Source organism: Ruegeria sp. CH6 (assembly GCF_056537005.1).
In genome coordinates this window covers 65,603-88,512 of sequence record NZ_JBQFQS010000009.1, presented here as the reverse complement: position 1 = coordinate 88,512, position 22,910 = coordinate 65,603, and the positions used below count along the sequence as shown (strand labels likewise).

Genomic DNA, 22,910 nt, shown 5'->3' with positions numbered 1-22,910 from the left:
GAAAGGAATTGTTCCATGAGCATGTCAACGGCCCTGAACAACGCGTTAAGTGGTCTGACTGCGGCCAGCCGGGGCGCGGCAGTCGTTTCCGGAAACATCGCCAATGCACTGACACCGGGATACGCCCGCAGATCGCTGGAACTGGCAACCAGCCCGATTTCCGGAAATGGGGTAAGGGTCGTTGGCGTGACCCGACATCAGAATCCGGTTTTGATGGCCAATCTCCGAACCGCTGATGCAGAACTGGCTGCCAATTCTGCGACCTCGGATTTTTACAATCGCTTTGAGAAACTTGTTGGAACCGCTGATGATGCCGCGTCTCTCGCCTCCCGCCTCGCCAAATTCGAAAGCAGCCTGACCACAGCCGCCAGTCTTCCGGAATCGGTTGAACGGCTTGATCAGGCAGCGCGCAGCGCTCGAGATCTGGCTGCCAAGCTGAATTCTGCCTCCGAAGGGTTGCGGCAGATGCGGTCAGATGCAGACAGAACGATCGGCAAACAGGTTCAAACACTGAACACCACCTTAAAAGACATCGAGGCGCTGAATGCACGTATCCCATCGATACGCAATTCAGGAGGTGACATAGGTGCCCTGCTGGATCAAAGGCAGGAACTGATCAGTCAGGTCAACGATCTTGTACCGGTCAACGTCGTTGAACGAGAAAACGACCGCGTTTCACTTTATGCCGATGGCGGGTTGATCCTGCTCGAAGGGCAGGCGGTAGAGTTTTCCTTTTCGACCACCGGTGAAACAAAACCCCACATGACCATCGGGAACGGTCTGCTGTCCGGCCTTGAGGCCAATGGGCAACCTGTCAGAACCAGTGGGAGTTCTGCGCAGATACGCGGCGGCGCCTTGATGGCTCAGTTTGAAATCCGGGATGAGCTTGCTGTTGAAGCTCAGACGAACCTCGACATCGTCGCGCGTGACCTTATCGAGCGGTATGAAACCGTGGGCCTGGATCCGACGGCCACCGCAACAGATCCCGGTCTTTTCACGGATGAAGGCAACCGGTTCGATCCAACTGCTCCAGCCGGCCTGGCCTCTCGTATCGGTTTGAACACTGTTGTGGATCCTGACGCGGGCGGCGATAGCTGGAAACTTCGCACTGGATTGGGTGCAGCAGCACCCGGAGAACCGGGTGACGCAGCCCAAATCAAAGCCTTTCGCGCGGCTCTCACCAATGCTCGCCCGGTCTCAGGATCAGTTTTCGGGACCGGTGACATGCGCGCGGCAGAAATCACCGAGGCACTGCTGTCGAAAGCAGGTGCAAATGCGCATACCGCAGATGAGCGAAAGGTATTTGCCGCCAGTGCACAGCTAGAGATGGAGAAGCTCGTTGCCGAGCAGGGCGTGGACAGCGATGCAGAACTGCAGCGGATGATGCAGATCGAAAAAGTCTATGCCGCAAATGCCCGGATCATTTCGGTTGTTGACGAACTGATGGACACTTTGCTGAGGCTTTGATCATGACCCTGACCTCTATTGGTGACCTCGCACGCGGTCTGACCCTGCGGACGCGGAGCACCGAAATCAAATCACAGATTGAAACGCTGTCATATGAGATGTCCACCGGCAAGGTGCAGGATGTCTCTGGCCGGCTCGACGGAGATTATTCTCACCTACTGGATTTGGATCACAAGCTGTCGCAGCTAGACGCTTATTCAGTTGTCACGAGCGAGGCGCGTTTGTTTACGGACACGATGCAGTTGAGTCTCGAAACCTTCAACAGCTCGATCAGCAATTTGTCTACGTCACTGCTTTCCTTTGGGACCGCAAATCAGGCTGTCACACACGACCAAGCTTCGGTTCAGGCACGCAATGAGCTGGACACGATGATTTCCGCGCTAAACACGCGGGCAGGCGGACGTAGCCTGTATTCGGGAACGGCGACCGATGTTTCACCTCTGGCATCCGCTGAAACTTTGCTGACGGCATTGAAGGCCGAATTGACCGGTCTGACCACCCCAACAGATATCCGCAACGCAGCCAGAGATTGGTTTAATGACCCAACCGGGTTCGAGGCCGTAATCTATCAGGGATCGGACAAGACACTCGCGCCAATGGAAATTGCCGAGAATGAAAACATCTCGGTCCCGATAACCGCAAATGACCCTGCGCTTCGATCTGCCCTGCGAGATGTCGCGGTTGCCGCATTGGCAACGGATAGCGCCCTTGGCCTGACGCCTGATCAGAGGACGGTGCTATTTAAAGAACTGGGCGTCGAACTGGCCAACACCAAAGATGAGACCATCAAGCTACGTGCGCAAGTCGGAGCATCCGAGGCGCGAATAGAACAGGCTGCAACGCGCAATTCAGCCGCAAAAACCAGCATGGAATACGCGCGAAACACTTTGATCGCGGCGGACCCCTACGAAACTGCATCCAAGCTGAAAACCGTGCAGTTTCAACTGGAGAGCCTTTATTCCGTAACTGTTCGCAATGCGAACCTGTCACTGGTGAACTTCCTGAGATGAGAATCCTTGTTTTTCTTCTGGTTATGATCCCGGGCATCGCCAGCGCTGGCGCGATCCGGCTCAAGGATCTTGTGGAGTTCGATGGTGTTCGCGGCAACGATCTGGTGGGTTACGGCCTTGTCGTCGGGCTGAACGGAACCGGTGATGGCCTGCGCAATTCGCCATTTACCGAAGAGATCATGTCCAACATTCTGGAGCGTCTGGGCGTTAATGTGAACGGTGAGGATTTTCGCCCAAAGAATGTCGCCGCCGTTCTGGTGACAGCCAGCCTGCCGCCTTTTTCGCGGGTCGGCGGCCAGATTGATGTAACGGTTTCAGCCATCGGAGACTCGAAAAGTTTGCTGGGTGGCACGCTCATCATGACCCCACTCAACGCGGCGGACGGGCAGATTTATGCGGTGGCCCAGGGTACGGTTCTGGCAGGCGGAGCTGTGGCCGAGGGTGAAGCAGCCACAGTTGTGCGCGGTGTCCCGACATCCGGGGTCATACCCTCAGGTGCACGGGTTGAACGGGAAATCGACTTTGAATTGTCCGCACTGACCCAGTTGCGGCTAGCCCTTCGGGAGCCTGATTTCACAACGGCCGGGCGCATCGAAACCGCAATCAATACCGAGTTTAATCGCGCCGTGGCCATAATGCGGGATTCGGGCACAGTTGAGTTGAACATCGCCGCCACCCAGGCCCTATCGACAGCACATGCTATCGGGCGCATCGAGAATATTCTCGTCCAACCTGAATCCAAAGCGCGGGTTGTGGTTGATCAGAGATCCGGCACCATTGTTATGGGGCAGGAAGTCCGGATTTCCCGCGTTGCTGTCTCTCAGGGCAACCTGACTCTGAGAGTCGAGGAAGCGCCAATCGCAGTCCAGCCTAACCCCTTTGCCAGAGGCGAAACCGTCGTGGTCCCCAGAACATTCGCGGACATAGAAGAAGATGAAGGGACTGGCCTTGCGGAAATTCCGGAGGCGACGACCTTGTCAGAAGTTGTCGCGGGCCTGAACGCTCTGGGCGTTTCACCTCGGGACATGATCGACATACTAAAAACGATCAAGGCCGCAGGCGCACTTCATGCCGAGTTCATTGTCAGATGACGCAAACAAGGCACCGCTCTGTCGCGCGGCGCCTTGTTTGCGTCATCTTAAAAGGCCTCTGTGGTCACCTTACCTCGACTTCCAACTATCCAGCCAACGACGGAACCTGCCGCGTTTCTCTTCAATCGCGTCACCAGCGGCATAGAACCCATCCTCGACACTCTCCAGCATCGGATCGATTTTCGCTTGTCGAAACCGGCGCCAGCGCACCCAAATCGCCCAGACAACTGCAGCAAAAATGGTCAGGAAAATGATGTTGAACCAAGGTATTATCCGCACATCGGGGCCGTCGACATGTTTGATGAACACAGCGTTGGGAAAGATCGACATGAACTCATTGCGCCAGCCGTAATGCGTGACAACCACCCAGTCCGGATTGTCCTTGGTCGATTTCGCATCATTGGCTTCGGTGTAAAGGTTCGCAGTATCGAACTTGAAATAGGGCGGCCAGCCCCAGCCGGTGTCTTCATTGCGATAAACGATGGGTTTCCCGTTAGCACGGACCGCCTGGATGAATTGAACATCCCGGTTCGACAGGCTGGTCGACTGATCCTCAGGTTCGGACCAAAATATCCGGGTCCAGTCGTTGAGGTCCTGGCGCTCTTCGTAGGTATTCACGATCCGCACGATATCGTGCTGCGGCAGCGAATACTGCAGTATCACCGCTATCGTACCCCAGAAAATGATGATGAACGCCCATTTCACATAGGCCATGCCGTAACCCTCACATGTAATTCACGATATAGATCAGCGCGCCAATCGCCACCCAAGGCACGATATAGACACCCAGGATCAGTTTGCGCCGGAACGAGTTGTCATACACATGCAACCCCCGTTCAACAAAAGCGTCCTTGTCGCCTGTTTTGCCCTTTTCATCCCACCATGTTTCCAGCTTGCGCCGCCGAACTCCGCGCGAATAGAATGACAGGGCGAAATAGGCAATCGTCTGAACCACCAGCAGGATCAGAAACAGGCGCATTGCTCCGAACATCTCAACCCTTCCTTATCGCACCCCAAGGCCCGACACGGGCAATGACGGCCTCGCTTGCGCGGTCTTGGCCGCTCATATCGGGCTCATGACCAAATAGTGCGTCGCGCGCACCGGCTTTGTCCACCTGATACTCGCGTGCAAGGAAGTCAGCAACAAAGGCTTTTTTGGTTTCGGGCCACGTGGCGTAAGTACTGTAGAACAAGGGCTTGTGGCAGATGAACAACTGGCGGGGGTCCAACGGAGCCAACTCGGCCAGCAGCATGTTTACCAAATCGCGGTGTGGGGTATTGGCGGCGCGCAAGGTATAAAAATAGGCCGGGTGATCGGATGTAATGCGCGGCCATGGCCCACCATCCGTTGCCCAGCGCAGCATTTGCGCCAACCCGTGATAGGCTTCTGGCAGGCGATCCGCGTGATTGCGGGCCAGACGGCGCATATCACTGCGGTCAAGTCCGGTCAGATCCACGTCCGCGTTTGCTGCAGCATCGATCGTCAGGAAATCCATCTTCTGTTGCAGGATCGCGGCGGCATCCACGCCGCGCGCTTTGACGATGGGTTCGACCAGATCGTTGTAGTTGAGAAATTTGGCTATCTGGTTTCGCTGCGACGGGCCAAAGACATATTTGATCTGCATATCGTCAGGCTTTTCACCCATGCAAATCGCAGCCGGGTGATCCAGATCCGGGAACAGGTACAAGCCACCGAAATGCGCCGTCCAAAAGTTGCGCTGCTCGAATGCGGTGTGACGCAGGCGAACAGGGTTTCGTGTGACGTCGCCGGTTTCCTTGGCTGTCTCGATCATTTTCGCGATCAGCACATCGTCGAACCAGGCATCCTCTTTGGTCTTGAACCGCTCGACCATCCCTGCCAGTTGCTCGGCCTTGCGTAGGGTTCCGCCTGCAGTGTCGGCCTCAATCTCAATCTTGCGCAGGTTCAGAAGGTCGCGCGGCGTGGTGAGTTTGAAGACCGAGTTCACCAACTCTCCGGCCACCGCATCGGTGGCGGTCAGGGCGAACAACTGCGCCTCGTTCATCTCAATGAATTCGCGCAGGATATCACGCGAGGTCGAGAATTTGACGTTCAGCAGCGGCGCGCGTTTCTGCTCGGTCGTCAGCAGGATGAACTGCCGGTTGACCCCGTTGGGATTGAGGTAAAGCTCGTCCTCCAGCTCAATCCCAACCTCCGGCGAGTACCCCGAGATATCGACATGGAAATCCGTCAGCGCCGTGGTCTTGCCCGCCAGATGTTGCAACGCGCGGTTATAACGCTCGACCAGAGCCGGGCTGGAGATGTGGACGAGGTTGCCAAACATCAGGCCTTTTTCGATGAGGCGGATCATAGTTTTGGCCTCACGTGTTCTTCCTTGAAACGGCTATATTTGAGTGTCACATTTTGAGTGCATTTTATTAGAGTCCCTAAGTTCATATTTGTGACAAGCTGACGATCTGCCAATGAGAGACTTTGATCTAACAAAAGAATTTCTGAAGCAACTTTTGTTACGCTTTCAGCTTGCTCGTAAAAATATGTTTTTGTTTCCATCCAATCATCGATTGAAAGTAGTGAAATCCTGTCGGGCAGAAATGAGAAAAAATTGAGCAGACCTTCAGATACGTCGGCCAGTTCTTTCGCACTATCTAACTCTCTGCATAGATCATAGATGTCATTATCTTCGCTAAACTCAATTTCGAGACTGTTCCAATCTACTATGCTACGTGAAATCCTACGCAGCGCGTCGACTTTAGCTAACAAAAGCTGATGACTTCGAGCTTCATTTCTATAAAGCTTTTCGTCTTCAAAAATCTGCGACTGCACACCCATCGCCGCAGCCATATCTTGGGTAGCTTTTCGCTGCTCCTCCATTTCTTCTTTTTGCAACGCGAGTACGCGCCTTTGCTCGCCAAGCTCAACGGATTGCAGCAATACAGTCGCAATCAACCAAATGAACGCAAGTACTCCCGCTAAACCTGCAAGCGTATCTCCCACCTCATTTGGTGGGGCAGCGTAGAGGTGTCGCCATTTCGGAGGGCAATCGCCTTTCGGAAACAGGTCGCCATTGCAAGTCGGAGCCAACCCAAACCAAACGATCAATGCAACGAAACCCATCGTAGTAATGCAGGCCCACATGATGGGATTGCCAAAACGCCAGAAGTTGGGTCGCTCTACAGCGTCCATTTACCCCTTCCCCTCCAAATACCGCCGCTTGGCCTCTTCCATCCGGCCCATCTCGCGGACGGCGTTTTCGATGGCGACCTCGTCGCTCTTGTCGGCATAGCGGAACTCGCTGTCGGCGTAGCGGTTGATCTCTTGGATCACCATCTCGACCGTGATCGGCTGGCGCAGGTCCTCGATCATCGCCTTCTTGGTGTCGTAGTCGCGGAACAGGAACAGGTCGGGGTTCTCCATCCATTCGTCGGGCAGTTCGAAATCCATCGCGCGAACCTTGACCGCGTCGGTGATGTTCTTGATCGCGCGGCCGGTGAAACGCTCATCAGCCTGCTGGATCGCCTTGAGGTAGGTGCCCAGCTTGGCGATGGTGTCCATCTGGCCGATCTCGCCGGACACTCGGTCATAGACCTGCAGCAGAGCGTCCTCATGCGGGCGGGCGTGGCTTTCGAAACTGGCGGCGACGGCCTTTTTGATTTCCTGCGCGGCATAGGCTTCGTGTTCACCCAGCGGAATGTCGTGGTTGCGGCCCATCAGCAGGTGCAGGATGTCGATGTAGTCCTCGCGCGTTTGCGGCCCGTCCACCAGGAACCGCGCACCTGCGCGCTGACGCAGGGCGTCGTCCACATTCTCGGGGTAGTTCGAGAACATGCCAAAGGTGCAGTTGCCGCGCACGACGGTGTTGGCGCCCGCAAAGCTCTCCATCAGCACGGCGGTGATTTCGAGCTGCCCGGCCGAGGACTGCCGGTCACCGCGTTTGCCCGCCAGCTGGTCGATATCGTCGATGGTCCCGAAGCCGATGACCGAAGGGTCGATGATCGTGTTGATAAAAGCCTTGGCGTTCTGGCCGGATTTGCCCTGATAGCTGTCGATGTTGTCGGTGCTGAGGTTCTGATAGCGGAACGGATAACCAGCATTCTGGCAATAGTCGTTGATCAGCCCGGCCATCATCTGGATCAGGGTCGTCTTGCCCGTGCCCGGTTTGCCGTCGCCCATAAAGGTGAAGATGAACCCGCCGAGTTCCGCGAACGGATTCAGGCGGCGGTCGAAGTCATAGGCCATGACCATCTTGGCCAGCTTCATGGCCTGATACTTGGCGATATGGTTGCCCACCACCTCGTTCGGTTTCTTGAACGTCATGGTTAGCGTGGTGGATTTGGCTTTGGACGCTGGTTCGAACCCCCGGATTGTCAGGTCATCCGCTTCGATATGCCAAGCTGCGTTCTGGAACGGGGCCAGATGGCCAGACGATTGCGCGCGCAGGGCCGCTTTCTCCATCAATTGCTCGGCATAGGCGCTGGTGGCCGCAATCAGATGCACATCGTCGGGCGCGTGTTTGGCCAGCGTTTGGTCCAACTCCCACAGCGCGCCGTGCAGGGCGAGTTGGCCATTGTCGGTCAGAACTTCTTCGATCTCACCGATATCGGCGGTCGTCTCACCAAGATGCGAGGACATCAGATAGGCCAGTGCGTTGCCGAACGTGTGAGAGGTGATCAGAGCCTCAGCCGTTAGCAGTTCCGAAAACTCGGTCTTGCGCGCAGCAGGTAGATCACCTGCAAGGTTAGCACGTTTCAGATCGGCCAGTGGGGTTTGCTCCGCATATGCCTCGGCTACGGCCAGAGCAATGGCTATAGCCCGCCGAATAGCCTGCTGCGTCGTGGCCTGCGGCGGCGAGACCAATGCATCGCCATCGTCCGAGGCCTCGATCCTCTCAACCAGATGCACCCCATCCGCCCGCGCGGTACGGCGTGTCACCAACCCCGGCGTGGTGGAACGAAACCGTCGCCCGGTCGAAACCCCCGGAGACCGTTCAACGGCGACCTCAACCGCCTTGGCAATCCGCGGTGCATGTTCGAACCCATTCAGCAAGGCGGTCGCTGCGGGGTAATGCTTGCGAATGTCGTCTTCGCGCAATTCCATCTGATCTGACGTCAAACTCATTTCAAAATCGCCTTTGCTGTCTTCAATATCTCAACACCTGTCCGGTCTTGCTGACGACGAACTTGCGTACGTCGGCAAAACCCGGCGGGTTGCGTTCGGCCAGCACCTGAAACGGGCGCTGGGGCAGGATGATCGACCGCTGGGTACGGGTGGCGCCGGTTTCGGCCCCTTGCCCGCCGAACGGGTCCAACGCAAACACCTCGCGCTCAACGGTCGAGAACCACCCGGCGCGCTCTTCGATCACCTCTTCGCTTTCCAGCTCTTCGGTGGTCCAGGCCAGTGCCCAGTCCTGCCCCTCGGGCGCTTGCGCGTCTTCCAACACCTGACGCAGGGGGCCGGATTGCTCAGTGTAGGCCGAGGAATACATCGGACCCACATGGATGCGGCGCAGGTGCTTGGGGTGCAGGTCGTCAAAATCCTGATCGAAGCCTTTGGCGATTGTCACCAGTTTCAACCCGCCCAAGCTTTGTGCCATCAGATGCGCCTGCACCTCGGGCCAGCGACGTTGGTCCTTGGGCAGGGCGGTTTTACCGCTGTCCTCAAGCTGCATCAGGTAAATGACCGGCAGGTTGATCTGGCTGTCATAGACCGCCCAGTGGATCAGAAACTTGCGCCGGTCTCCCTCATTGCCGATCCAATGGCATTCAGGATCATTGCGGGCCCAAAACAACTCACCCTTTAGCAATTCCTCGTAATAGAGCCGCTGGGACAGCGCAAATTGCAGCTTGGTGGGGATTTCCCGGTCGCTAATGATGGTGCGCACCATGTCGGTTTTCAGGTCGTCTTCCGAAGGCATGTTCGCCAGATGCACTTGCGCCTGCTGTGCGTCATTGGCCATGGTCAGTAACTCAGCCGCCACCGGAAATCCGCTGTCGCGCTTGTCCATCGCAAGGCTGCCAAAGAACCGCCCCGTATCGCGCCCGACCAGCAGATATTTCATGGACAGAGCGCGGAAAGTGTAGAGCAGCCCCGAGAGGTAGCGCGACACGATCCGCACCTCTTGTTTGCTAATCGCGCCCTCTGCCTCCATCGTTGCGGCCACGCGCAGGAGGTGGACCGAGATCAGCTCGAATTTGCGGAAATAGCGGCGCGAAGCGAAAGTGTCGGTCAGGCCAACATGGTCTTGGGTGGGGTCAGTCATTAGGGGATTTTCTATCACCTGTTCCACAGCATTGGTCGAGCCGCCAAGGCAGGAGAAAAACTTCTGAGATCAGATACAACGCGAAAATGATAAGCCCGAAGATCATGCTGCCCGGCCCGACATAAAGGGTGAGGAAGCCGAGCAGTTTGTAAGCTCCGCCTTCAACACCAAATTTGTGCAAAAGGGCAGTTAGACCATAAATCGGCATCGGCCAAACTACGAGAAGGAAGCCAATCCTTAGCAGCCTTACGTCTTTTCGGCTAAAGCGCTTCATCCGCCATACAAATTCTTATCATGCTTCTCGACAATCGAAGCGAACCGGCGGGCAAAGCGTTCATCCGCCTTGGCCTTTTTCTCCAACACGTCGCGGGCAAAGACCATGTGGTCTTCATGTGCCTCAAGCATGTCAGCCATTTTCTGGTTGGTCGCGGTGCCGATAGCGGCCATTGCCGTCTGCGCCTCTTGGTCGGTCTGCACACCGATCTCGTTGATGCGGTGGGCCACGTCCTGCTGCTGCGCGGTTTTCAGCGATTTGGTCAGGGCGTCATACAGCACGACGCGCTGTTGCGTGTCTGTCTGCAGCTTATTGATCAGAACCATCTGCGTCGCTGCCTGGTTTTGCAATGAGTCGACCCAGGTCTTGCCCTTTTCGATATAGCGTTCCAGCGTCTGGGATTTGGCCAGCTTGACCTGCTCTTCCTGAACCTTGGCGTTGTATTGCTTGTTCAGCTCGGCCAGTTCGGTTTCCAGCTGAGTACGCGCGGCGGCGTCCTGTTCCACGCTGATCTTGTTCTCCAAAGCGATGATCGTCGGATCCATACCCTGAATCTCGGCCCGCAGAGCCTCAAGTTCGGCCACGGTCGCCTCACGGTCGTCCAGCGTGACGGTCAGGTTTTCCTCAACCTTCACGCGTTGCTCCTCCAGAACCGCCAACTGTCCTTCGAGCAGCTTCACGATCACATCGGATTTGGCGATCAGGTCCTGAAGCTTGTCGTCGATATTGGCCGTGCGCATACGTTCCTGCCGCATCGACTCGGATTTGCCTTTCGAGAAAATGCCGACAAACGTCTCCCAACCCGATTTCGAACGCATCTCGTCAAAATCCTTGGAAAAGGCGCTGGTGACGTCGTCCAAACCCATGATCAGCTCGGCGATATTGGCATTCATCACCTCAGTATGGGCATGCACGTCTTCCAGCGTAGCATTTTCGATGTCGATATCGGCCTCGGCGGTGCCGATCTTGGAGCGCGCGGCCTCAATCCGGGATGTCAGCCCCTCGATCTGCGACTGGCTTTCGCGCACTTTTTGCTGCGTTTCCTGAATCAACGCGTCAAACTGTTGGTTCGACATCTGTCCTATCCCTTTTTTTATTTATGTACCCAATAAGATAGGGAATGTTACGTGGATTTACATCCCCTTGGGCATCAAATACGAACAGGACTTTGGCAAACTCCGGAGAAAAAAGATAGGCGGGTTGACACTTTGGCCTCAGATCGCGTGAATGCGCGCGGTAGGCAAAACATCGTCACGTTTACCATACGAAAACTGGATTGATCTGACCGCACGGGTGGCCATAGACAATCCAAAGGGCATCTGTTTGAGTGCTAACAATTCCATACTGCCGGAGGCTGACCCATGCTGGACGCGACAACCGATCTGAAATCGATCCTAAAAAACCCCGATCTGCTGGTGACCAAGGCCTATATTGGCGGTCAGTGGGTGGATGGCGATAACGGCACTTTTGCCGTAACCAACCCGGCACGCGGGGATGTCGTGGCCGAAGTCGCAGACCTGAGCCGCGCGCAGGTTGCCGGCGCAATCGCACAGGCCGAAGCGGCGCAAAAAGAATGGGCCAAGTTGACTGGCAAGGAACGCGCCGTGATCCTGCGCCGCTGGTACGACCTGATGATGGAGAACGCCGAAGATCTAGGTAAAATCCTGACCGCCGAGCAAGGCAAACCACTGGCCGAAGCCGTTGGAGAGATCGGCTATGGTGCCTCGTTCATCGAGTTTTTCGGCGAAGAGGCCAAGCGGGTTTATGGCGAGACCATACCCGGCCACCAACGCGACAAGCGGATCATGGTGTTGAAACAGCCAATCGGCGTTGCAGCTTCGATCACGCCGTGGAACTTTCCCAATGCGATGATCACCCGCAAGGCGGCTCCGGCACTGGCTGCCGGGTGTGCATTCGTCGCCCGTCCCGCTAAAGAGACTCCATTGTCGGCACTAGTGATGGGCGTCTTGGCCGAGCAGGCCGGCATCCCGGCCGGTGTGTTTAACGTCCTTCCATCCTCCAGCGCGAGCGAAATCGGCAAGGAATTCTGCGAAAACCCCGGTGTACGCAAGCTGACATTTACCGGCTCGACCGAAGTGGGCCGCATCCTGCTGAAACAGGCCGCCGACCAGGTCATGAAATGCTCAATGGAGCTGGGCGGCAACGCGCCGTTCATCGTGTTCGACGATGCCGATCTGGATGCAGCCGTCGAAGGCGCGATGCTGTGCAAATTCCGCAATAACGGCCAGACCTGCGTCTGCGCCAACCGCATCTATGTACAGGCAGGCGTTTACGATGAATTCGCTGCCAAGCTGAAAGCCGCTGTTGAAGCGTTGAAAATCGGTGACGGTTTGGCCGAGGGCACAACCACCGGCCCGCTGATCAACGAAGAGGCGGTCGCCAAGGTCGAGGAACACATCAAGGACGTCACCGACAGGGGCGGCGCAATTCTGACTGGCGGTCTGCCACATGATCTGGGTGGTACTTTCTTCCAGCCCACCATCGTGACCGGTGTGACGCAGGACATGATGGTTGCGCAGGACGAGACCTTTGGCCCGCTTGCCCCACTGTTCAAGTTCGAAGACGAAGATGACGTGATCGCGATGGCCAATGACACCATTTTTGGTCTCGCGTCCTATTTCTACGCCAAGGACCTCAGCCGGGTCTACAAGGTGGCCGAGGCGCTGGAATACGGCATCGTGGGCGTGAACACTGGCATCATCTCAACTGAGCTTGGCCCGTTCGGTGGCGTCAAACAGTCCGGCCTAGGCCGCGAAGGCAGCCATCACGGCATGGAAGACTATCTTGAGATGAAATACGTCTGCCTGTCGGTCTGATCTGAAATGGCCCCGGTGCACAGCACCGGGGCCTTTTGGTTTGTCACAAAACTGCAAACAAACCGTCACATCCCTGCAATGACCCGCGTTCATCCCCCTCTCATCCAAGTGAGAGAGGATACCATCCGATGTCGTTGCGCTTTGTCTGCCTGACATCTGCCCTTGCCCTGACTGCTGGTCAGGCTGCGGCAGAAATGAATTTCAACCGAATTGCGTCTTTCCCTGTCGTCAAAAACATGGCTGAGGGAGCTGATACCGAACGTGAGACCTCGCCCGAGATCATCGCGGCATCCGCGGACGGTATGACGCTGGTTTATACCGACAGCCCGTTGGGTGTAATTGGCATGGTCGACATCACCGATCCTGCAAACCCGACCCCTCTGGGCGCGATGGAGGTGGGCGGTGAGCCGACCTCGGTTGGGATCGTTGGTGCGACGGCGTTTGTCGGCGTGAACACATCGGAAAGCTATACAGCCCCGTCGGGCAAGCTGATCTCGGTCGATATCGCAGGCAAGACCGAAACCGGTACCTGCGATCTGGGCGGTCAGCCTGACAGCGTCGCCATCGCCCCTGACGGCAGCTTTGTTGCTGTTGCGATCGAGAACGAGCGAGACGAAGACCTCAACGACGGCGTCATCCCGCAGCTGCCAGCCGGCTCGCTGGCGCTGGTGCCGTTGAAAGAAGGCGCGTTGGATTGCGCGGGCATGAAGATGGCCTCGCTGACTGGACTTGCGGAGGTTGCCCCGACCGACCCCGAGCCGGAATTCGTTGACATCAACAGCCTGGGTGAAACCGTCATCACCCTGCAGGAAAATAACCACATCGCGGTTGTCGACAAGGACGGCAACGTGGTCAGCCACTTCTCAGCGGGCGCGGTCGATCTGGAAGGCATCGATGCCACCGACGAACGCGGTGCGCTGATCTTTACCGAAAGCCAAAAGAGCCGTTTGCGTGAGCCGGACGCGGTGAAATGGATCGACGACAACCACTTCGCCACCGCCAACGAAGGCGACTACGAGGGCGGGTCGCGCGGCTGGACGATCTTCCACAAGGACGGCACCGTTGTTTACGAAAACGGCACCGATTTCGAGAAAGCGATAATCCAGATCGGCCACTACCCCGACAAACGCTCGGACGCCAAAGGCGTAGAGCCTGAAAGCGTGACCGCGGCGACCTTCGGCGATACACCAATGATCTTCGTGGGAGCCGAGCGCGCTTCGGTCGTGGGTGTTTATGACGCCACCGATCCGGCCAACCCGGTTCTGAAACAGCTGCTGCCCTCAGGGGTTGGGCCGGAAGGTTATGTTGCAATCCCCGAGCGCAATCTGCTGGTCTCGGCAAACGAAAAAGACCTGATCGAAGATGGAGGCCCGCGTGCGCATGTCTCGATTTTTGAGTATCAGGACGCCCCCGCCAACTATCCGCATTTGACCTCGGAACGCGCGGATGAGCTGATCGGATGGGGTGCTCTGTCAGGTCTGGTCGCGGATGAGGACGGCATGATCTATGCGGTCAATGACAGCTTCTACGGCTTCCAGCCGTCGATCTTCAAGATCGACCCCAGCCAGCAACCGGCCCGCATCGTGGACGTGATCCGCATTCACCGTCAGGACGGCAATCCCGCGCAAAAGCTGGACCTTGAGGGCATCACGCTGGATGGCAAGGGGGGCTTCTACGTCGCTTCCGAAGGCCGCACCGATCGCGTCATCCCGCACGCGATCTACCATGTCTCGGCCGATGGCCTGATCAAAGACCGCAAGGGTGAAATCGGCCTGCCGCCGGAACTAACGGCCGTCGAAAAGCGCTTTGGCTTTGAGGGCATCACCAAGGTCGGCGACACCCTGTGGATGGCCGTTCAGCGCGAATGGAAGGACGACCCCAAGAACCATGTGAAACTGGTCGCCTACAATCTGGACACCAAGGAGTGGGGTGCCGTGCACTATCCCAAGGCGGACCCAGAGAAGGGTTGGGTTGGATTGTCGGAAATCGTGGCCTTCGGTGACTATGTCTATGTCATCGAACGCGACAATCAGCACGACCACCGCGCGGTGACCAAAAAGATCTACCGCATCCCGCTGTCAGAAATGACCCCAGCCCCGCTTGGTGGTGAACTGCCAGTGGTCACCAAGGAAGAGGTCCGCGACCTGCTGCCAGACCTGACCTCGACGGGCGGCTATGTGCTGGACAAGATCGAAGGTTTGGCCATCCTGCCTTCGGGCGAGGCATTCGTTATGACCGACAATGACGGCGTCGACGATGCTTCGGGCGAGACTATGTTCTGGTCCATCGGGTCGGTGACCGCCGGAAACTGATCCACAACACATCTGAAGGGCGTCGAGTGTTCCCGCTTGACGCCTTTTTTACATGCCCATAAACAGGCGCCTTTCGCAAAATTCATCGGGAGGATTCGGGCATGGCACATCATGACCCCGTATTGGGCATTGATTTTGGAACCTCCAACTCGGCAGCGGGTTATCTGGTCGATGGAAAACCGCAACTTGTTGAAATGGAAGCTGGGCAATTCACTCTGCCCACCACATTCTTCTTTGATTTTGAAACCCGGAATACGCTGATTGGAGAGCCTGCAAACGCGGCATTGCTTGATGGCGCCGAAGGACGTTTCATGCGTGCGCTCAAACGCGTCTTGGGCACCAGCCTGATGCATGAAAAGCGTCAGATACTGAATGAGCGCGTGACATTCGTCGATATCATTTCGCGCTTTTTGAAGCAGATCAAAACCCGCGCTGAAACCCAGACCGGCCGCCCAATCGACGCAGTGCTATCGGGACGCCCGGTTGTTTTTCATGGCACCGGCGATCCCCGCGAAGATCAGGCCGAAGCAGATTTGCGGGCGTGTTATCTTGCGGCAGGCTTCAAGCATATCGACTTCATGCCCGAACCCGTTGCGGCAGCCATTTCCAGCGGCGCATTAGATCACCCGGACCAGATCGGACTAATCGCAGATATCGGAGGTGGTACATCCGACTTCTCCCTGTTTCGCTCACGCCCCGAGGGCATTGAAATTCTCGCCAATCACGGTGTTCGCATTGGTGGCACGGATTTCGACCGGTCGATCAGCGTTGATCTGGTCATGCCCCTGCTGGGCAAAGGAACGCTTCTGCGCAAGGTGATCGGCCCGGGTACAACACCTGCCCCTGCCGCGATCTTCGGGGATCTTGCCACCTGGGAGAAGATTCCATTTCTCTACACGCCGCAGAACCAGCGCATGGCGGATGAGATGGTTCGGCTGGCCGAAGAACCCGGAAAGCTGGCGCGCCTCTCCACCGTCCTCAGGGACGAATTGGGCCACGAGCTTGCCTTTGCTGTCGAGCACGGCAAGATCGCGGCCAACAACCACGACTCCCGCCCGATGATTGAACTGGACCAGATCGAGCGAAATCTGACTGTACCCGTCGCACCAGAGGCACTGGACCAAATACTCGAAACACATTCAAAGAAGCTGACCGAAGGTGTTTCAGAAACCCTGCAGCTTGCAGGTGTAAACGCTGCACAGGTCGATCGTATCGTCTATGTCGGCGGATCCAGCCTGATGTCGACTGTCGCAGGAACGCTCAGAACCGTTTTTCCCGAAGCGCAGCATACATTTTCGGAGGTGTTCACCGCCGTCACGGATGGGTTGTCCATCGCGGCCAACCGCTAGCAGCCGAAACGAATTTCGCCCCGCGCCTGGAGGAGCACGGGGCGTTGCGGTAACCTTGGGAGGAAGCGATTACCGCAGCTTCTGCGTTTGCCGCCTTAGTTGACGGCTTTGGCGTCGACGACGTCCTTTTCAATCGCCTTTTCCGAAGAAATCTCGATCCGGCGCGGCTTTAGTGCTTCGGGCACTTCACGCTTCAGATCGATGTGCAGCATGCCGTTCTCATGGCTGGCGCCGGTGACGCGCACATGATCGGCCAGTGCGAAACGACGCTCGAACGCGCGGGTGGCGATGCCACGGTGCAGATAGCTGCGCTCTTTGTCTTCGGCGGCTTTCTTACCTGAAACGACGAGGGAGTTTTCCTTCACCTCGACCGACAGATCGGATTCCGAAAAACCGGCGACCGCAACCGAGATACGGTAGGTGTCAGCATCGGTTTTTTCGATGTTATATGGGGGATAGCTGGGCTGAGCCACGTCATTGGTCAGAACACGGTCCATCATGTCGGCGATCTGGTCAAAACCGATAGTGGCGCGGTGCAGCGGTGCAAAATCAAAACTACGCATGTTTCGTATCCTCATTCTTGAGCGATTAACGATGTCTTGCCCTCCATTCGGACGGGCGGTGATGAATACCGGACCCCGTTTGTGGCGATCCGGTACAATTCACATGGGTAGCAATCTGACTGAGTTCAAGACCCGCCGGAACTGATGAATTTTGCCCCGGAACTGGACTTTCCCGATCCCACCTGCAGCCGGCGGATCGAGGCCTTGGGTTTGGGCGCATCACGTCGCATATCCGCCTTGAGGCCGGAAACGATGTCGGCCAACTCCATACCAAAACCAACCTTGCGACGCCCATCCGAATAGACTGCCGAAACAACCGACAGAATCTGCCAGCGAGGTCCGTTCTTGGCCAGAATAGCCGACCCCGAGGATCCAAAGGTGATGTCGCAATCGAAAGTGATCAGTCCCTGTCGCCTTTCAAGAATTCGGCAGGACCGCTGGCGGGTGATCGCCTCGGACCGCCCACGCCCGTATGAGGCAATGCTGATTTCGTTTCCGGCTACCCTGCCACTGTGCAACGCAAACGGGTTGGCGATTGAATATGGAATCGGTTGTTCCAACCGCATCAACGCCACATCTGCCCGAATGCTCTCGGGCGACAGCGGCGCGTTAGCTGCATAATCCGGATGAGCTGCTATTTGCACGACCTTGCGCTCTGCCAGCGCCTCTCCGTCACTGAGACCGGCCCGGAAAGTCACCTCACCGGGGACATAGGGCTTACCGGTTTTTTTGTCCAAGGCGCAATGCGCGGCGGTCAGCACCAGATCCTGTGCAATCAGTGTGCCGGTACAAAAGGATTGCTTGCCGATATCAAGTCGGCCAATCGCTTCCCAGCCATACAGATCATCCCGGTCGGTCAATCTGCGTTTGTTACCGGTTTGGGCTAGGGACGCAGTGGCCAGCAATGAAATGCAAAGAAAAAAGCTAAAAACAAAACGGATCATGGCTTGATAAATCTCGCCCCTATATTCTTGCGTGGCTCGCCTGAGCTTGAAGACGCTCCAAAACCTCGTCCTGCGGACAGTTCTGACTTGAGTATCTGCAGCGAATCCTCCAGTGCGGTACCAAGGGACACGCGCTGCCCTTCCATCCGCGCCATCGCTGCAACGACTGACACTATGCGCGGACGCTCACCAGACAGCGAAAAAACCGGAGCGCCGGAGGAGCCAAAGTTCACGTTGCACGACATCACCAGAACACCCGCCTGCCGTGTCACAACCGAACATACTTCCTGCAGAGACGGCGCTTCGGCCCGGTCTTCAGCATAAGAGACGACACCAACCTCTTCGCCCCGACGGGGCCAGTCCCCCGTTTCAAACGGAATAACCGTGGTGTTCCTGATCGGTTGCCAGAGCTCGATCAACGCAATGTCGTTGCGAACGCGCATGGTCGAGGTTTCCTGATCGTAGTGATACTCCGGGTGAATAACAGCCTGACGCGCGGCCCTGTAAGCCGAAGCACGACCAAAGCGCCAACCTGCCCGAAACTCGATCTGTTCCGGATCGATCCGCTGACGGGTAGATTTGTCGAACAAACAATGTGCTGCAGTCAGAACCAGCGTTGGCGAAATCAATGCTCCGGTACAAAATCCGATTCCATCAATCTCAAGCCGTCCGACAGCCATCCACGCCCGCCCGGAATCGGTGGTTTCAAGGCTTTTCAGCCCCGTGTCCTGCGCCATCGCTGCCATGGGCAGCATACTCAGCGCGAAGGCCCTGATCCAGTTACGCACGCGGTTCTCCGGCCATTCAATGCAAGCCATTTTTCATATGCGCTGCGTTGGGCGAAAATAGGGCGAAGGAAACATGGGCTGTTTTGGCAAACAACTGATGCGCGACTGCATCAGCTATGTCAGCGCAGGATTGGCACCTCTGATGCGCTGTCATTTCCTTGCCGTAAGGCACTTGGCGTGGGCCCGCCGAATGCCCAGTCCAGCAATTCAACAGTGTGCAGGATCGGCACATCGGTGCCCGAGCCGATCTGCATCATGCACCCAATGTTGCCTGCCGCTATGACATCCGGGTTTTTCGCCTCCAGCGTCTTTACTTTTCGCTGTTTGAGCTTCGATGAAATCTCTGGCTGCATCAGATTGTAGGTGCCTGCACTGCCACAGCAGAGATGGCTATCCGCAGGCTCTACTACCATGAAACCCGCACGTTTCAGGAGATCTTTGGGGTGGGATTTGATCTTTTGACCATGTTGCAGCGAACAGGCCGCGTGATATGCGACGGTCATGTTCTTGTCGCTACTTTGTGGCATTTCCAGCTGCATCAACAACTCGCTGACATCCATCGCAATAGCGGAAACCCGTGCCGCGTCTTGGGCGAGGGGATCGTTCCGAAACATGTGGCCGTAATCCTTGACCGTGGTTCCGCAGCCCGAGGTGTTAATAACAATCGCATCCAGTCCGGCACTATCCATTTCCCTTGCCCAGGCCTTGATATTGGCCGCGGCTGCCGCATGACTGTCGTCGGTTTTACCCATGTGGTGTGTCAGCGCCCCACAACACCCGGCTCCTTCGGCGACCACCACTTCGCACCCCAGTCGAGTCAGCAATCGGATCGTTGCATCATTGATGTCGGTATTTAATGCCTTTTGTGCACACCCCGTCATCAGAGCAACGCGTTTGATGCGCGGTCCGTCAGCTGCAAAACTCTGCGGATCGTCGTTTCGACTTACCGGAGGGATAGTCTTTGGCGCCATATCCAGCATTGCCCGCAAGCGCGCATCCGGCATCAGAAACCGGAAGGGGCGCCCCAGTTTGGCTCCGATCAGCGCCCACCGAAACCGCATCGGATAAGGCAGGATCTGCGCCAGAACCCAACGCAGTACGCGATCCGTAAACGGGCGTTTGTAGTTCGCCTCAATGTACTCGCGCGCGTGATCGACCAGATGCATATAGTGCACGCCGGATGGGCATGTCGTCATGCAAGACAGGCAAGACAGACAACGATCGATATGTTTCACCGTCTTTTCATCCGGCACACGCTCGTTTTCCAGCATATCCTTGATCAGATAGATGCGGCCACGTGGGCTGTCTAATTCGTCTCCCAGCACCTGATAGGTGGGACAGGTGGCTGTGCAAAACCCACAATGCACACAATTGCGCAATATCTCGTTGGACCGCTGAATGGCGGGATCTTGCAACTGCTCTTCGGTAAAGGTCGTCTGCATTGCCCTATCCCATCAGCCCCGGATTAAAGAGACCACGCGGATCAAAGCGCTGCCGCAATCCTTTTGACAAAGCCGCGACTCCAGCAGTCTCTGGTTGAAAGCGCCCTAGCCTTTCAATGGTTTGATCATCGGCCCGTACAATCGTTGCATGCCCGTCGAACGTCCCCAGCCGGCTACGCAGATCACTGCCTTTCGGCACCAGTACCCAAATCAGCCCGCCACCCCAATCAAACAGTGTTTTCTCAGCCTCGATCCGGGCAACAATTTCAGGGGCGTCACCGGGCTTGACTGAAATTCGCCAGACGTCTTCATCAGCACCCTGAAAAGACTCAACATTCCGAAATGCACGCCAGAGATCATCGGAAGCCTCAACTGGTGCCACTTCACCAATATCGGATAGCTCCGCCTGCAACTGTCCGACCCTATAGGCGACCGAGTCCGAGAATCCCTCGACTCGCAAGTAGGCGAACCCGGCTTTCGGATCATAGGCTGCGCCGTTCACTTCGTAAGGGGATTTCAGGGCGGTTGATAAAGCGCGCACAGCGGTCATGGCATCGGTGACCCGGATCGCAATAGTCGCTGCGGCCTCAGGTTTCGGCAAAACCTTCAGTGAAACTTCGGACAATACACCCAGCGTACCCCAAGACCCCGCCATGAGCTTGACCAGATCATAGCCGGTGACGTTTTTCATCACCCGGCCACCATTCTTGATCACCTGCCCCATTCCATCGACATACCGAACGCCGAGCAGGAAGTCCCGGCAGGCCCCCGCCTGTATTCTGCGTGGGCCAGAGATATTCGCTGCAACGACACCACCAATAGTTGGCTCGCCTGCCGCATCCAGTAACCCGCGATGATCCATCGGTTCAAAGGCTAGCTGCTGACCTTCAGCCGCAAGCGCGTCTTCAATCTCGACCACCGGAGTGCCTGCCTTTGCAACCAGCGTCAGCGCCCCGGGTTCGTAGAGAGTGATGCCGCTCAGGCCTGTGGTGTTGATTGCTGTTTCGGGACCGCCAATACCACGCGTTCCACCCCCGACGATCCGCACCGGTTCGTTCTGCCCGGCCACCAGCTCGGCCAATTCGGCCTCAGTATCAGGTCTCATATCTGTTCATCTTTTCCAAAACGCTCTGGGAGAGGGAGAGACTATTCCGCAGCGATCCGCGTAGCGCGGCGCGTCTCAGATGCATCCAGCGGAAACACCTTGGCCGGGTTCAACAACCACTTCGGATCAAACACGTCCTTGACTACCATTTGAGCCTCAAGGTCTTGCTGAGTGTACTGGTGGGACATCAGATCCCGCTTTTCGATGCCGACGCCATGCTCACCCGTAAGGCATCCGCCCTCATCAACGCAAAGCTTGAGGATTTCGGCGCCAAAGGCTTCGCATTTTTCCAGATCGCCAGGCTTGTTGGCATCAAACAGGATCAGTGGATGCATATTGCCATCACCTGCGTGGAACACGTTACCCACTGCAAGGCCATACTCTTCGCTCAATTCACCGATACGGCGCAGGACTGCTGGCAACGAGGACACCGGGATCGTGCCGTCCAGACACATGTAGTCATTGATCTGCCCCATGGCGCCAAAGGCGGATTTCCGGCCCAACCAGATACGTGCACTTTCCTCGGCCGACTGACTTTCCCGCAGCTCGACAGGATTGTGCCGCCTGGCGATCTCGACGATTTTTGCCAGTTGGCTGTCAATCTCAGCCTCTGACCCTTCGACCTCTACAATCAACAGTGCTTCGCAATCCGGATAACCGGCATGCGCAAAATTCTCGCAGGACTGGATACACAAACGATCCATGAACTCGATTGCCACAGGCAGGATACCCGATTTGATGATGTCAGAGACACATTGCCCTGCCACCTCATTGTCATCGAAACCCATAAGGACAGGTCTGGCCCCTTCGGGTTTACGCAGAATGCGCAGCGTTGCTTCGGTTACGACGCCCAACTGTCCTTCAGAACCGCAAATCACTCCCAGCAGATCCAACCCACCCGCATCCAGATGTGCGCCACCGATTTCGACCACACTGCCATCCATCATGACCATTGTGACACCCATCAGGTTGTTGGTCGTCACACCATACTTCAGGCAATGTGCGCCACCTGAGTTCATGGCGATGTTCCCCGCAATCGCACAGGCAAGCTGCGATGACGGATCAGGGGCATAAAAGAAGTCCTCTTCTTCAACCGCCCCGGTCACGCTGAGGTTGGTGCGTCCGGTTTGAATCCGGATGAAGCGATTGTCATAATCCACTTCCAGCACCTCATTCATGCGAGCGACGCCCAAAATCACGCAATCCACCGTTGGCAAAGCACCGCCGGCCAATGAAGTACCCGCACCTCGCGGTACGACTGGTACCCCCTCTTCATGGCAAATACGCAGCACATCCGAGACTTCCTGCGTGGTCGAAGGCAAAACCGCGATCATTGGCGCGCATTTGTAAGCTGTCAGCGCATCACACTCATAAGCCCGCGTCTCGGCCTCGTCATGGATCACCGCGCCAACTGGTAAAACCTTTTGAAGACGCGCGATCACCCCGCTTTTACGCGAGATCACGTCAGGATTTGGCTGCGGCATTTCCATGG

20 protein-coding genes are annotated in these 22,910 nt (G+C 56.7%); 6 read left to right on the top strand and 14 right to left on the bottom strand.

Going from position 1 to position 22,910, the window contains the following annotated elements; translation table 11 throughout:
- Positions 1–15: 15 nt before the first annotated feature.
- Genes flgK through ACR0CW_RS16790 form a run of 3 tightly spaced genes read left to right on the top strand, consistent with a single transcriptional unit; the run spans position 16 to position 3,568 of the window.
- On the top strand, positions 16–1,467 hold the full coding sequence (gene flgK / locus ACR0CW_RS16800) for a flagellar hook-associated protein FlgK (RefSeq protein WP_480788668.1): 1,452 nt from the start codon (positions 16–18) through the stop codon (positions 1,465–1,467).
- Positions 1,468–1,469: 2 nt separating this feature from the next.
- Positions 1,470–2,477, top strand: coding sequence for a flagellin (locus tag ACR0CW_RS16795; RefSeq protein WP_480788667.1), 1,008 nt, complete (start codon positions 1,470–1,472; stop codon positions 2,475–2,477).
- Positions 2,474–3,568 (top strand): flagellar basal body P-ring protein FlgI, encoded by a 1,095-nt coding sequence (locus ACR0CW_RS16790; RefSeq protein ID WP_170336630.1) that lies wholly within the window; start codon positions 2,474–2,476, stop codon positions 3,566–3,568. Before ACR0CW_RS16795 ends, ACR0CW_RS16790 begins: the two co-directional genes overlap by 4 nt.
- Positions 3,569–3,637: 69 nt before the next feature.
- On the opposite strand, the gene ACR0CW_RS16785 is transcribed toward ACR0CW_RS16790, so the two are convergent.
- From ACR0CW_RS16785 to ACR0CW_RS16750, 8 genes are read right to left on the bottom strand one after another with little or no spacing between them, the layout of a single operon-like run.
- Positions 3,638–4,282, bottom strand: a complete 645-nt coding sequence (locus ACR0CW_RS16785) for a DUF1523 family protein (RefSeq protein ID WP_155146729.1) — start codon at positions 4,280–4,282, stop codon at positions 3,638–3,640.
- Between the two features lie 10 nt (positions 4,283–4,292).
- Positions 4,293–4,559, bottom strand: coding sequence for a hypothetical protein (locus tag ACR0CW_RS16780; RefSeq protein ID WP_155146731.1), 267 nt, complete (start codon positions 4,557–4,559; stop codon positions 4,293–4,295).
- A gap of 1 nt (position 4,560) precedes the next feature.
- Positions 4,561–5,898, bottom strand: coding sequence for a DUF6638 family protein (locus ACR0CW_RS16775; RefSeq protein WP_480788666.1), 1,338 nt, complete (start codon positions 5,896–5,898; stop codon positions 4,561–4,563).
- Positions 5,895–6,731: a hypothetical protein gene (locus ACR0CW_RS16770; RefSeq protein ID WP_170336623.1), complete on the bottom strand. Its 837-nt coding sequence runs from the start codon at positions 6,729–6,731 to the stop codon at positions 5,895–5,897. The genes ACR0CW_RS16775 and ACR0CW_RS16770 overlap by 4 nt, the downstream gene beginning before the upstream one ends.
- Entirely contained in the window at positions 6,732–8,663 is a 1,932-nt protein-coding gene (locus ACR0CW_RS16765) for an AAA family ATPase (protein ID WP_480788665.1), read from the bottom strand.
- A 22-nt stretch (positions 8,664–8,685) separates the two neighbouring features.
- Positions 8,686–9,804: a hypothetical protein gene (locus tag ACR0CW_RS16760; RefSeq protein ID WP_170336619.1), complete on the bottom strand. Its 1,119-nt coding sequence runs from the start codon at positions 9,802–9,804 to the stop codon at positions 8,686–8,688.
- Positions 9,797–10,078 carry a hypothetical protein gene (locus ACR0CW_RS16755; RefSeq protein ID WP_480788664.1) on the bottom strand — a complete coding sequence of 94 codons (282 nt, stop codon included), beginning with the start codon at positions 10,076–10,078 and terminating at the stop codon, positions 9,797–9,799. Before ACR0CW_RS16755 ends, ACR0CW_RS16760 begins: the two co-directional genes overlap by 8 nt.
- Positions 10,075–11,154, bottom strand: a complete 1,080-nt coding sequence (locus ACR0CW_RS16750) for a hypothetical protein (protein ID WP_480788663.1) — start codon at positions 11,152–11,154, stop codon at positions 10,075–10,077. The genes ACR0CW_RS16755 and ACR0CW_RS16750 overlap by 4 nt, the downstream gene beginning before the upstream one ends.
- A gap of 285 nt (positions 11,155–11,439) precedes the next feature.
- Between ACR0CW_RS16750 and ACR0CW_RS16745 the strand changes: the two genes are divergently transcribed.
- The 3 genes from ACR0CW_RS16745 to ACR0CW_RS16735 all read left to right on the top strand — a co-directional run bounded on the left by ACR0CW_RS16745 (position 11,440) and on the right by ACR0CW_RS16735 (position 16,576).
- The gene (locus tag ACR0CW_RS16745; protein ID WP_480788662.1) at positions 11,440–12,915 is read left to right on the top strand and encodes an NAD-dependent succinate-semialdehyde dehydrogenase; all 1,476 of its coding nucleotides are present in this window, start codon (positions 11,440–11,442) and stop codon (positions 12,913–12,915) included.
- Positions 12,916–13,043: 128 nt separating this feature from the next.
- Positions 13,044–15,227: an esterase-like activity of phytase family protein gene (locus ACR0CW_RS16740; protein ID WP_480788661.1), complete on the top strand. Its 2,184-nt coding sequence runs from the start codon at positions 13,044–13,046 to the stop codon at positions 15,225–15,227.
- A gap of 101 nt (positions 15,228–15,328) precedes the next feature.
- The gene (locus ACR0CW_RS16735; protein WP_480788660.1) at positions 15,329–16,576 is read left to right on the top strand and encodes an Hsp70 family protein; all 1,248 of its coding nucleotides are present in this window, start codon (positions 15,329–15,331) and stop codon (positions 16,574–16,576) included.
- A 95-nt stretch (positions 16,577–16,671) separates the two neighbouring features.
- Here the strand turns inward: ACR0CW_RS16735 and ACR0CW_RS16730 are convergent, their stop codons facing one another.
- From ACR0CW_RS16730 to ACR0CW_RS16705, 6 genes are all read right to left on the bottom strand, one after another.
- On the bottom strand, positions 16,672–17,139 hold the full coding sequence (locus ACR0CW_RS16730) for an Hsp20 family protein (RefSeq protein ID WP_170336612.1): 468 nt from the start codon (positions 17,137–17,139) through the stop codon (positions 16,672–16,674).
- A 125-nt stretch (positions 17,140–17,264) separates the two neighbouring features.
- Positions 17,265–17,999 (bottom strand): trypsin-like serine peptidase, encoded by a 735-nt coding sequence (locus ACR0CW_RS16725; RefSeq protein ID WP_480788659.1) that lies wholly within the window; start codon positions 17,997–17,999, stop codon positions 17,265–17,267.
- A gap of 80 nt (positions 18,000–18,079) precedes the next feature.
- Positions 18,080–18,871, bottom strand: coding sequence for a trypsin-like serine peptidase (locus tag ACR0CW_RS16720; RefSeq protein WP_480788658.1), 792 nt, complete (start codon positions 18,869–18,871; stop codon positions 18,080–18,082).
- A gap of 119 nt (positions 18,872–18,990) precedes the next feature.
- On the bottom strand, positions 18,991–20,313 hold the full coding sequence (gene glcF / locus ACR0CW_RS16715; protein WP_480788657.1) for a glycolate oxidase subunit GlcF: 1,323 nt from the start codon (positions 20,311–20,313) through the stop codon (positions 18,991–18,993).
- 4 nt (positions 20,314–20,317) lie between these two features.
- On the bottom strand, positions 20,318–21,418 hold the full coding sequence (locus ACR0CW_RS16710) for an FAD-binding protein (RefSeq protein ID WP_480788656.1): 1,101 nt from the start codon (positions 21,416–21,418) through the stop codon (positions 20,318–20,320).
- Between the two features lie 41 nt (positions 21,419–21,459).
- On the bottom strand, positions 21,460–22,908 hold the full coding sequence (locus tag ACR0CW_RS16705; RefSeq protein ID WP_480788655.1) for an FAD-linked oxidase C-terminal domain-containing protein: 1,449 nt from the start codon (positions 22,906–22,908) through the stop codon (positions 21,460–21,462).
- Positions 22,909–22,910 lie beyond the last annotated feature (2 nt).

Coding starts and splice junctions, on each gene's coding strand:
- flgK (WP_480788668.1), top strand. CDS start 16: ATGAGCATGTCAACGGCCCTGAACAACGCGTTAAGTGGTCTGACTGCG.
- ACR0CW_RS16795 (WP_480788667.1), top strand. CDS start 1,470: ATGACCCTGACCTCTATTGGTGACCTCGCACGCGGTCTGACCCTGCGG.
- ACR0CW_RS16790 (WP_170336630.1), top strand. CDS start 2,474: ATGAGAATCCTTGTTTTTCTTCTGGTTATGATCCCGGGCATCGCCAGC.
- ACR0CW_RS16785 (WP_155146729.1), bottom strand. CDS start 4,282: ATGGCCTATGTGAAATGGGCGTTCATCATCATTTTCTGGGGTACGATA.
- ACR0CW_RS16780 (WP_155146731.1), bottom strand. CDS start 4,559: ATGTTCGGAGCAATGCGCCTGTTTCTGATCCTGCTGGTGGTTCAGACG.
- ACR0CW_RS16775 (WP_480788666.1), bottom strand. CDS start 5,898: ATGATCCGCCTCATCGAAAAAGGCCTGATGTTTGGCAACCTCGTCCAC.
- ACR0CW_RS16770 (WP_170336623.1), bottom strand. CDS start 6,731: ATGGACGCTGTAGAGCGACCCAACTTCTGGCGTTTTGGCAATCCCATC.
- ACR0CW_RS16765 (WP_480788665.1), bottom strand. CDS start 8,663: ATGAGTTTGACGTCAGATCAGATGGAATTGCGCGAAGACGACATTCGC.
- ACR0CW_RS16760 (WP_170336619.1), bottom strand. CDS start 9,804: ATGACTGACCCCACCCAAGACCATGTTGGCCTGACCGACACTTTCGCT.
- ACR0CW_RS16755 (WP_480788664.1), bottom strand. CDS start 10,078: ATGAAGCGCTTTAGCCGAAAAGACGTAAGGCTGCTAAGGATTGGCTTC.
- ACR0CW_RS16750 (WP_480788663.1), bottom strand. CDS start 11,154: ATGTCGAACCAACAGTTTGACGCGTTGATTCAGGAAACGCAGCAAAAA.
- ACR0CW_RS16745 (WP_480788662.1), top strand. CDS start 11,440: ATGCTGGACGCGACAACCGATCTGAAATCGATCCTAAAAAACCCCGAT.
- ACR0CW_RS16740 (WP_480788661.1), top strand. CDS start 13,044: ATGTCGTTGCGCTTTGTCTGCCTGACATCTGCCCTTGCCCTGACTGCT.
- ACR0CW_RS16735 (WP_480788660.1), top strand. CDS start 15,329: ATGGCACATCATGACCCCGTATTGGGCATTGATTTTGGAACCTCCAAC.
- ACR0CW_RS16730 (WP_170336612.1), bottom strand. CDS start 17,139: ATGCGTAGTTTTGATTTTGCACCGCTGCACCGCGCCACTATCGGTTTT.
- glcF (WP_480788657.1), bottom strand. CDS start 20,313: ATGCAGACGACCTTTACCGAAGAGCAGTTGCAAGATCCCGCCATTCAG.
- ACR0CW_RS16710 (WP_480788656.1), bottom strand. CDS start 21,418: ATGAGACCTGATACTGAGGCCGAATTGGCCGAGCTGGTGGCCGGGCAG.
- ACR0CW_RS16705 (WP_480788655.1), bottom strand. CDS start 22,908: ATGGAAATGCCGCAGCCAAATCCTGACGTGATCTCGCGTAAAAGCGGG.